At 74.6% G+C, this 10,151-nt stretch carries 6 protein-coding genes; 1 reads left to right on the top strand and 5 read right to left on the bottom strand.

Annotated features, from left to right (window positions below):
- Positions 1–143: 143 nt before the first annotated feature.
- Both ACFVX6_RS21200 and miaB read right to left on the bottom strand, forming a co-directional pair.
- On the bottom strand, positions 144–851 hold the full coding sequence (locus tag ACFVX6_RS21200; protein ID WP_389693596.1) for a hypothetical protein: 708 nt from the start codon (positions 849–851) through the stop codon (positions 144–146).
- 90 nt (positions 852–941) lie between these two features.
- On the bottom strand, positions 942–2,459 hold the full coding sequence (gene miaB / locus ACFVX6_RS21195) for a tRNA (N6-isopentenyl adenosine(37)-C2)-methylthiotransferase MiaB (protein ID WP_389693594.1): 1,518 nt from the start codon (positions 2,457–2,459) through the stop codon (positions 942–944).
- A 101-nt stretch (positions 2,460–2,560) separates the two neighbouring features.
- Between miaB and ACFVX6_RS21190 the strand changes: the two genes are divergently transcribed.
- Positions 2,561–3,556, top strand: a complete 996-nt coding sequence (locus tag ACFVX6_RS21190; protein WP_389693592.1) for a TAXI family TRAP transporter solute-binding subunit — start codon at positions 2,561–2,563, stop codon at positions 3,554–3,556.
- An 18-nt stretch (positions 3,557–3,574) separates the two neighbouring features.
- Here the strand turns inward: ACFVX6_RS21190 and ACFVX6_RS21185 are convergent, their stop codons facing one another.
- The 3 genes from ACFVX6_RS21185 to ACFVX6_RS21175 all read right to left on the bottom strand — a co-directional run bounded on the left by ACFVX6_RS21185 (position 3,575) and on the right by ACFVX6_RS21175 (position 10,010).
- Positions 3,575–4,492 (bottom strand): ROK family protein, encoded by a 918-nt coding sequence (locus ACFVX6_RS21185; protein ID WP_389693619.1) that lies wholly within the window; start codon positions 4,490–4,492, stop codon positions 3,575–3,577.
- Positions 4,493–4,596: 104 nt separating this feature from the next.
- On the bottom strand, positions 4,597–5,700 hold the full coding sequence (locus ACFVX6_RS21180; protein WP_389693590.1) for a LacI family DNA-binding transcriptional regulator: 1,104 nt from the start codon (positions 5,698–5,700) through the stop codon (positions 4,597–4,599).
- An 8-nt stretch (positions 5,701–5,708) separates the two neighbouring features.
- Positions 5,709–10,010, bottom strand: coding sequence for an NEW3 domain-containing protein (locus ACFVX6_RS21175; RefSeq protein WP_389693588.1), 4,302 nt, complete (start codon positions 10,008–10,010; stop codon positions 5,709–5,711).
- Between the last annotated feature and the right edge of the window lie 141 nt (positions 10,011–10,151).

The raw sequence follows: 10,151 nt of genomic DNA, 5'->3' as shown, positions 1-10,151 counted from the left end.
CCAACCCCCGCCCAACAGCCCCCACCGGGCGGGCCGCCGCCGCCGCCCCCTCCTTCCCGGGGCCCCGTTCGGGCGGAGGGGGCGCGCCCCCACTCGGTGCCGCGCCCCTTCTCCGTCTCTCCGTACGGGCCCGCCTGCGGCCGCTACGACCAGGCGGCAACGAAGTACCCGACCCCGTACGGGGCGTCCTCGTACAGCAGCCGTCCCTCGAGCCCTGCGCCCTCGGCGGCGCCGGCGAGCACCTGCCAGGGGGCCCGTCCGGCCGCTTGGAGTTCGGCGGCGAGTTCCGCGTCGAGGGCGGCGAGGGCGGACAGGTCGGCGGCGCCGAGCGCGCGGGCTGCCTCGGCGTCGAAGGCGGCGGCGCGTTCGTCTAGGTAGCCGGGGGCCTTGAGGGACCGGCAGGCGCTGCCGTCACCCATGACGAGCAGGGCGACCCGGTCCTCGCGCGCGGCAAGCTCCCGGCCGGCCTCCAGGCAGCCCTCGGTGTGCAGCGGGCCCGCGACCCCGAAGCCCTCCAGGGGCGTGGCTCCCCAGCCGGCCCGGCCGAGCAGCCAGGCGCCGACGGCGAGCGGGGTGGGCAGCAGCCGCGGCCCCTCCTCGCCCTCGCCCAGCCGTACGTCGGCCCCGGCGCCGAATCCGCGGAAGGTGCCGCGGGCTCCCTGGGGATAGGCGCCGTGATGGTCGGGGTCGCAGGCTCCGACGACGACGAGCAGATCGGGCCGGGAGGCGGCGAGCACGGACAGCGCGTCGGAACACGCGGTCCGGGCGTCGCCGAGTTCGGCGGCGGCCCCCGTGGCGAGCTCCGGCAGGAGCATCGGCGGGGCGGGACAGACTGCGGCGGCTACGAGCATGATCCGCAGCGTAGCCGCCACGGCCTTTTCCGTGCGTCCCTCGCGCCACTCGGCCCTGGCGGGAGCCCGCGCAGCGGTGCGAGCGGCGCGTTAAGAGGAGGCGGGGCTGGCGCAGCCCGACGTCGTCGCCGGGAGGGGGGCCGGGACGCCCAGGGTCGGGATGCCGAGGAGGACGCCCTTCGGCTGCGCCGGAGCCGCGTTGCGCTTCTCCCAGGCATCGCCCGCACGGGTACGGCGTACCGCCCCGGTCGGGCCCTCGGCCAGCAGGTGGTGGGGGGCCGCGTAGGTGATCTCGACCGTCACCACGTCACCCGGGCGGACCTCTTCGTCCGGCTTCGTGAAGTGGACCAGGCGGTTGTCGGGGGCCCGCCCGGACAGCCGGTGCGTGGCGCCGTCCTTGCGTCCCTCGCCCTCCGCGACCATGACCTCCAGGGTCCGGCCGACCTGCTTCTTGTTCTCGTCCCAGGAGATCTCCTCCTGGAGGGCGACCAGGCGCATGTACCGCTCCTGGACGACCTCCTTGGGGATCTGCCCCTCCATGTCGGCGGCCGGGGTCCCGGGGCGCTTGGAGTACTGGAAGGTGAAGGCGTTCGCGAAGCGCGCCTCGCGCACCGCGTGCATGGTCTGCTGGAAGTCCTCCTCCGTCTCACCGGGGAAGCCCACGATGATGTCGGTGGAGATCGCCGCGTGCGGGATGGAGGCGCGGACCTTCTCGATGATGCCGAGGAAGCGCTCCTGGCGGTACGAGCGGCGCATCGCCTTCAGGATCGTGTCCGATCCGGACTGCATGGGCATGTGCAGCTGCGGCATGACGTTGGGGGTTTCGGCCATCGCCGCGATCACGTCGTCGGTGAAGTCGCGCGGGTGCGGGGAGGTGAAGCGGACCCGCTCCAGGCCCTCGATGGCGCCGCAGGCGCGCAGCAGTTTGGAGAAGGCCTCGCGGTCGCCCAGGTCGGAGCCGTAGGCGTTGACGTTCTGGCCGAGCAGGGTGATCTCGGAGACGCCCTCGGAGACGAGTGCCTCGACCTCGGCGAGGATGTCGCCGGGACGGCGGTCCTCCTCCTTGCCGCGCAGCGCCGGGACGATGCAGAAGGTGCAGGTGTTGTTGCATCCGACGGAGATCGAGACCCAGGCGGCGTACGCGGACTCGCGCCGGGTCGGGAGCGTGGAGGGGAAGGCCTCCAGCGATTCGGCGATCTCGATCTGCGCCTCTTCCTGGATGCGCGCGCGCTCCAGCAGGACGGGCAGCTTGCCGATGTTGTGCGTGCCGAAGACCACGTCGACCCAGGGGGCGCGGTCCACGATCGTGTCGCGGTCCTTCTGCGCGAGGCAGCCGCCGACGGCGATCTGCATGCCGGGGCGCTTGGTCTTCATCGGCGCGAGCCGGCCGAGGTTGCCGTACAGCTTGTTGTCGGCGTTCTCGCGGACGGCGCAGGTGTTGAACACGACGACGTCGGCGTCGCCGTCGGAGCCCTGGGGCGCGCGGACGTACCCGGCGTCCTCCAGCAGGCCGGACAGCCGCTCGGAGTCGTGCACGTTCATCTGACAGCCGTACGTCCGGACCTCGTACGTTTTCACAACAGTCGCCTCGCCGCTCTCGGTACTCACCCAGCAAGGGTACGGGTCGGGCGTGGCGGCCCGGGCCGGAGCGGGTCCGGAGGGCCGGGCGGGCCGTGACAGGACGGCCGGTCGGTGGCAGGATCGCGGCCATGCCTCTCGTACCGCCCCGGATCAGCAGGCGCCGTGCCCTGCGGGCCCTGGTGGCCGTACTGGCGGTGCTCTGCGCCCTCGTCTGGTGGCTGCGGCCCTTCGGCCGGCCGGAGCTCACGGGCGGGATCACCCTCAGCACCGGCGTCCAGAACGGGGTGTACCACCGCTACGGCCTGCTGCTGGAGCAGGCGCTCGCCGAGGGCGTGCCCGGGTTGCGGGTCCATCTGAAGACCAGCGAGGGCTCGCAGCAGAACCTGCAGCGGGTGGCCGCGGGTGAGGCCGACTTCACGGTGGCGACGGCCGACGCGGTGGCCAAGTACCAGGTCGACCGGAAGCCCGGGGCGGAGCGGCTGCGCGGTCTGGCCCGCCTCTACGACGATTACGTCCAGCTCGTGGTGCCCGCCGGTTCGCCCGTCCAGTCCACCCGGGACCTGCGGGGCAAGCGGGTCGCGGTCGGCCAGGACGGCTCGGGGGTGCGGCTGATCTCGGAGCGGATGCTCTCGGCGGCGGGGCTGGACCCCGTGCGCGACATCACGCCGGTGGCCATCGGCATCGACAAGGTGCCGGCGGAGCTGGAGGCCGGCCGGATCGACGCCTTCTTCTGGTCGGGCGGGCTGCCCACCACCGCCGTACGGGAGCTCTCGGAGCGGTTCGAGATCCGGCTCGTGCAGCTCGGCGACCTGGTGGAGGCGCTCCAGGCCAGCGGCAGCCCCGCGCGGTACTACCGGGCTGCGGTGATGCCCCAGGACGCCTACGACCGCGCCCGCAGCAACTCGGCGGTGTCCACCGTCGCGGTGCCGAACCTGCTGGTGACCCGGGAGGACGCGGGCGCCGAGCTGACGGAGCAGTTCACGCGCACGGTGATCGACAGCCGCGACCGCATCGGGAGGCAGGTGCACGCGGCCCAGCTCGTGGACCTGCGGACGGCGATCTATACGGATCCCCTGCAACTGCACGAGGGCGCGGCCCGCTACTACCGCTCCGTCAAGCCCTGACCCACCGACTGCACAGCATCACGACCGCAGCAGCATCGTCGCCGCGGCGGCGGCCCCGATCAGGCCCGCGTGGGTGCCCAGCATCGCCGGGACGACCTGGAGGTCCTTGACGAAGGACAGGGTCGCGTACGAGGCCAGGTGCGCGCGGACCGGCCCGAAGAGGGTGTCTCCGCAGGCGGCGACGCCGCCTCCGATGACGGCGATGTCGGTCTCGACGAGGGTGGCGGTGGCCGCGATGGCGGCGGCCAGCGCCCGGCCCGCGCGGTCGAAGGCGGCCAGGGCGACGGGATCGCCCGCGGCAGCGGCGGCGGCCACCCCGGCAGCGGTGGCGTCCCCGGCCGGCACCCAGCCCTGGGCCAGGGCCCAGGCCGCGATGGCGGTGCCGGAGGCGAGGGACTCCACGCAGCCGCGGCCTCCGCAGGCGCAGGGCTCCCCGTCGAAGGCGACGCTGATGTGGCCGATGTGACCCGCGTTCCCGGTGGGGCCGGGGTGCAGCTGGTTGTTCAGGACGAGTCCGCCGCCGACGCCCGTGGAGACCACCATGCAGAGCGCGTTGGCGTGCCCGCGGGCCGCGCCCAGCCAGTGCTCGGCGGCGGTCATCGCCACCCCGTCACCGGCCAGCACCGTGGGGATCCGCAGCCCGTGCCGCGCAAGCTCGGCCTCCACCCGGGCCTGGACGGGGAAGCCCCGCCAGGCGCCGATGTTGACCGGGCTGACCGTGCCGCGCGCGGTGTCCACCGGGCCCGCGCTGCCGATCCCGCACCGGACGGCCGATGCCCACAGCGGGGACTGCGCGAGCTCGGCGACGACCTCCGCGACGGCGGCGAACACGGTGTCCCCGTCGGTGCCGCGCGGGGTGGGCCGGCGGGTGGTGGCCGTCATCGCCCCGTCGGAGTCCACCAGCGCTCCGGCGACCTTCGTACCGCCGATGTCGATCGCGACCGTCGGGCCGGAGTCGGCCGGCGCACCGGCGCGGGGGGCGGGGAATGCGGAGGTGGGGGTGGGAGTGGTCACGGTGGCGCTCCAGGAAGGGGTCGGTTTCAGTATGCGGCCGGCGGCGGCGCCGTACTCTCGCGGGGCTCCAGCCTGGGCAGCTCGCTCTCGCGGGACCTCGGCCTGCCCCCCGCGAGGAGGGCGAGGAGCTCTTCTGCGGCGAGCCGGCCGAAGCCGGCGGTATCGCGGACCAGGGCCGTGAGCCGGGGCCGGGTGACCCGGCAGAGCGCGGAGTCGTCCCAGGCGACGACGGAAAGCCCGCCCGGGACCGGGATGCCCAGCTCGGAGGCGACGGCCACACCGGCCACGGCCATGACGTCGTTGTCGTAGACGATCGCGGTCGGCGGCTCCGGCTCGGCGAGGATCCGCCGGGTGGCCTCCGCCCCCTCGGCATCGGAGTAGTCGGTGGTGACCGAGCGCACCTGTCCGGGCCCGAGGCCCAGCCGCCGGGCTTCGGCGCGCAGCGAGGCGATCCGGCGCTCGGTGTGGGCGAGCCCGGGCATTCCCGCGACGTGCGCGATCCGGCGGTGGCCGAGCCCGTACAGGTGGTCGAGCACCTGAGCCATGGCGCCGGCGTCGTCGGCCCGGACGGCGGACAGGGCGGCGGAGTCGGGGGCGGCGGGGGCAGCGGAGTCGGGGGCAGCCGAGTCGGGGGCGGCGGGGTCGGGAGAAGCGGAGGCCGGTCCCGTCTCCCCCACCGTGACGGCCGGCAGCGCGAGCTGTTCGAGCAGGGCCGGGCGCGGGTCGTCGATCCTCGGGTCCACGACGACGACCCCGTCGACGCGCCGCTCGGCCCACCAGCGGCGGTAGACGGCGCATTCGGCGTCGAGGTCCTCGACCACCTGGAAGAGCAGGGCGATCCGGCCTGCGGCCAGCACCTCCTGGATGCCGGAGACGAGCTGGAGGAAGAAGGACTCGACGCCGAGCGTGTGCGCGGGCCGGGCGAGGACCAGGCCCACGGCGCCGGACCGTTCCCCGGAGAGGGCGCGGGCGGCGCTGTTGGGCTGCCAGCCGAGCTCCTCGGCGACCCGCCGGATGCGGGCGCGGGTGTCCTCGGAGACCCCGGGCCGGTTGTTGAGCGCGAAGGAGACGGCGCTCTCCGACACCCCGGCCTGGCGGGCGATGTCCTTGATGGTGGGTCTGCGGGCCATGGCCTGTCTCATCCCTCGCTGACGTGGACGGCAATGGCCGGACCGTACGCGATCCTGCCCTGACAGACCGCCTTGACCACGATCCAGTACTCCCCGGCGGGGGCGCCGAGCGGCGGCCGCACCTCGAAGACGGCCTGGGCCTCGCCGTCCGCCGGGACCTCGACGGGCAGGACGGCGGGGGCCGTCAGCTCCCAGGTGCCGAACGGGGAGACGGCGTACGCCTGCCCCGTCAGGGGGGTGCGGATGCCGGTGGAGCCGATGCGCGCCCGTACGAGGGCCCGCCCGCCGGGGGCGACGGTGACGGCGGGTTCCGGCGCGGCCACCCACAGCCCGGCCGGCATCCCGGCCGGGCCGCCGGGGACGGTGACGGCGAGTACGTCCTCGAAGGTGCCCGCCGGGGTGGTGGCCAGGATCCGGACCAGGTGTTCGCCGGGTTCCGCTCCGGCGGCGGGCTCCACGGTGAGCGGGAAGGAGACGTGACCGCCGGCCGGGAGCTCGGTCCACTGCCGGGTCCAGGAGGTGGTCCAGCCCTCCGGGGCCCGGACCTCCAACCCGACCGGGCCGCCGTCCGCCCGCCCGTGGGCGGCGAGGGTGACCGTGGCCCCGGCGGGGATCCCGTCACACGTCACCGTGTACGGGGCGTCGCCGAGCGGCGCGGTCCCGGTGTTGTGCAGCCAGTACCGGCTGAACACCGGCTGGTGCGCCTCCCGTTCGCCCTCCCGCAGCGGCATGCCGGATTCCGTGAGCAGCAGGAGCGTGGTCGTCGCGGCGCCCTGGACCTGCCCCTCGAAGAAGCCGGTGGGGCGGTCCAGCAGATCGGCCTCGGCGGCCGGATCCGTCGGCCACAGGGTCTCCGCCATCACCGGGCGGCCGTGCGTTTCGCGCAGCCGGACGGCAAGGTCGCCACGGTCGCCGGAGCCCTCGGCCCGCTTCACCGTCTCGATCAGCACCCGGTCGGAAGGCTCCACCCCGAGCAGCGAGCGCGCGGGCGGACGGGGTCCCTCGGCGGGGGCGGCCGTGACGGCGGTGAGCGGTTTGTTGAACTCCCGTCCGCGGCGCGCGAGGTCCACCGCCCGCCAGTCCCCGGAGCCGGCGACCAGCGCGTGCTCGAAGACGTGGGTCCAGTGCTGGAGCTGGAAGGAGCTGCCGTCGGGGGCGGTGCGCCGCGGCGGATCCATCCACTCCCCGCTCGGACGGCCCGTGCAGGACCGCATCAGGGTGCTGTGCAGCCGCCCGGCGGTGTCGACGGCGAAGCTGGGCGTGCCGCGCACCAGGATCCCGACGGTGCGGTCGGCGTACGGATCCTCGTGCGGGCATGCCGTCTCGTGCGGGTACGCCTCCTCGTGCCGGTACGCCGTCGCGTCCGCGCCCTCTTCGCCCGCCGGAGCCACGGCGTCGATCCGGCCCGACGCGGCGACGGCCCGGGCGAGCTGCTCCGGGGGACCGGCGTGGACCAGGACCGGCAGGTCCCGCAGGCCCGTCAGATCGCAGCCGGGGCTCCAGAGCGAGCGCAGCCCCGCTCGGGCCGCCACCCAGACCTGCCCGTGTTCTCGTAGGGCTTCTCGTAGGGCCTTCTCGTGGGCGGGACCGGTCGACTCCAGCAGTGCCGCCGTGAAGGGGTTCTCCTCGGGGCCGCCGAGTGCGATGCGGAAGTCGGGCAGGCTGCTGTCCACCGCGAGGTCGCCCCAGCGCGGCCCGGCCGCCCGGGTCGGGGTCGCGGTGACCCCGTACCGGCCGAGGCCGGTGACCAGCTCGCGCAAGCCCGCAGGGGTGTCCGCGTCCGGGAGGACGATCTCCGCCGCACCCAGGGCCCGTCCGCCCGGCCCGGTCATCGGCGCCGACAGCGCGAACCAGTTCAGGCAGGGGCTGTCCAGGGTCCAGGGGGCCCGGGTGTGGTCGGCCCCGGTGTCCGCCTCGGGGAAGGCGAACCCGCGCCCCACCGCGGAGGCGGCCGTCTCGGCGACCGGCAGCGCCCCGGGCACGTCCGCCGGGATCCGCAGCCGCAGCAACTGGTCGGAGCCTTCGAACGCGTGCACCGTCGTGGTGAGTTCCGCCCGGTCCAGGCCGTTCCACAGGGTGGCGGTCCGGGTCCAGCGGACGGGCCCGGTCCGCCCGGTGGCCACGATGCGCGAACCGAGCGGCCCGCGCTCCGCGTGGCAGGACTCGGCGGGTTCGGCGCCCGAACCGGTGCCCGGGCCCTTGGGCAGCAGGTGCCAGGGGCCCTCTTCGAAGTAGGGGTGCTTGTCGTACTCCTCCTGCACGACGAGCTCGTCCACCTCGCCGGGGGTGAGGATCTCCTGACCCGTGCGCCGCTCCAGCAGCCGGGCCAGGCCGCCGCCTCGCGCGGGATCGGCCTCGGCGCGCAGGAACTCGTTCTCCACGGTGTGCCCGGGCGCGGGCTCCCACCCGCCCGAGAGCGGCAGCTCCGATGCCGCGAGCCACCAGGTGCGGTGGCCGAGCGAGGGCACGTCCTCGGCGAGGAAGGCCAGTTCGGCGGTCCCGTCGGCCACGGCCTCGACGTGCACGGGCGCTCCGCGGCCCGCCCCGTCCAGGACGGTGAGCAGGTCGGCGCGGTCCTCGGCGAGGCCGAGCGCCGCCAGTTCGACGCGGGTGCGGACCAAGTCGGTACGGGTCCACGAGACCGGGTTGTGCACGGTGACGGCGAGCGGCCCGGGACCACGGGTGTCGGCCGCCGCGGTGAGGGCGGCGAGCGCCTCCTCCCGTACGCCTTCGGCCAGTTCGCAGGCCTCGCGCCAGGTGGGGAGCAGGTCGAGGTACACCTGGTCGGAGAAGGTCCCGGTGACGGCGTCGTGGTGGGCGGCGTGCAACAGGTGGCGCCAGGCCTTGGACAGGGTCTGCGCGGGGTAGGCGGTCAGGCCTTCGGCGCCGGCGAGGGCGGCGAAGGTCTCGGCCTGTTCGAGGAGGTTCTCGGCTGCCCGGTGCGCCTGCTTCACGTCGGCGTAGGTGACGTCCTTGCCGGTGTAGACCGGCCCCATCTCCCGGGTGACCGGTAGCGGTTGCCGGCCGCGCGCGGCGAGCTCGGCGCGGACGGCGTCGAAGTGGGCGCGCGGGCCGGTGTGTTCCATCCGGGGCCAGCAGTAGCGGCGGTTCCAGGCGTGCTGCACGTCGAGGCCCCAGCGGTGCGGCCAGGAGAAGTCGGTGCCCATCGGAATCAGGACGTTCTTCGTCGCGGCGGCGGTGCACAGCAGCTCGTACAGGTCCAGCAGCTGTTCGGCGGCGGCCTCGGCGTCCGGCGCCTGGTGGGAGAACCAGCCGGCGGAGTAGTGCGCGGGCAGGTAGTGCAGGAGCAGGCCCTCCCCGCCGGGGGCGATCCACTCGTACTCGGCGGGCAGCTGCATGGCGGCGGGCGGGCGCAGCTCGTCGCCCCAGGTGTCCATCATCGGTCCCCACTGGTGGTGGGGGCCGCGGGCGAGGACGGCGGAGTCGAGCCCTGCGCCGGCCATCAGGGCGGGGAAGGAGGGGTCGTGGCCGAAGACGTCGAGCTGCCAGGCGGTTCGCGGGTCGGCGCCGAGGGTCCCGCGGTGCAGGGCGAGGCCGTGGACGACGGAGCGGATGGTGGTCTCGGCGGAGGTGAGGTTGGTGGAGGGCTCGTTGTAGGTGCCGCCGACGATCTCCACGCGGCCTTCGGCGATCAGCGCGCACAGCTCGGCGCGTTCGGCGGGGTGGGTGTCCCAGTAGGGCTTGAGGTAGTCGACCTCGGAGAGCACGAAGCGGTAGGCCGGGTCCTCGCGGGCCTGCTGGAGGTGGAGCGGGATCAGGGTGAAGGCCGGGACGCCGGTGTACTCCCAGCCGCGCTCGGCCTCGCCGGGTTTCGGCGGGGCGTCCCAGAGGGCGGTGTAGGCGGCCTGGGTGTTCCACCACATGGGGTCGTAGTGGAAGTGCGGGACCAGCCGGACGGTCCAGCCGGGCTCGGCGACGACCAGGTCGAAGGACAGCTCGGCGAGCGGCCGCCCGTCGGGGGTGGTGACGCGGACGGTGGCGGGCAGGACGCTCCCGGGGGCGGCGTCAGGGGTGCGGACGGCGACCTCGACGGTGGACTCCGGGACGGGCCGGGGGCCGGACCCGGCCAGATCGGCGCGGGCGTCGGTACCGGCGTAGGCCTCGGCGGTGTCGGCCCGCACGAGGCGGGGGTGCGGGGTGGTGATGCCGTCGCCGTGCACCGCCACGTGCAGCGGGCCGGCCGGGCGGGCCCTGCGGATGCGGACCCGGACGACCTGGGAGGGGGTTTCCGGCGGGCCGGCGAAGAGGGCCGGGGTGGTGACCGCCGTGACGGTAATTCCGCTGTCCATTTCCGCACACTTCCTTGTGTGACAACACCGCTCAACAAGAACTAAACCGCATTAGTGCGCTTAGCTTCGAGCGGCTGGAACCCTTCTGTCAACGGGACTGAAGCGCATAAGTACCAGCGTCCGCGAGGACAGGACTTTCAT

This window comes from Streptomyces sp. NPDC058289 (genome assembly GCF_042880975.1).
Classification (GTDB): domain Bacteria; phylum Actinomycetota; class Actinomycetes; order Streptomycetales; family Streptomycetaceae; genus Streptomyces; species Streptomyces stoeckheimensis.
Note: the sequence above shows the minus strand (reverse complement) of the source record. Positions and strands in the feature narration are given on the sequence as shown.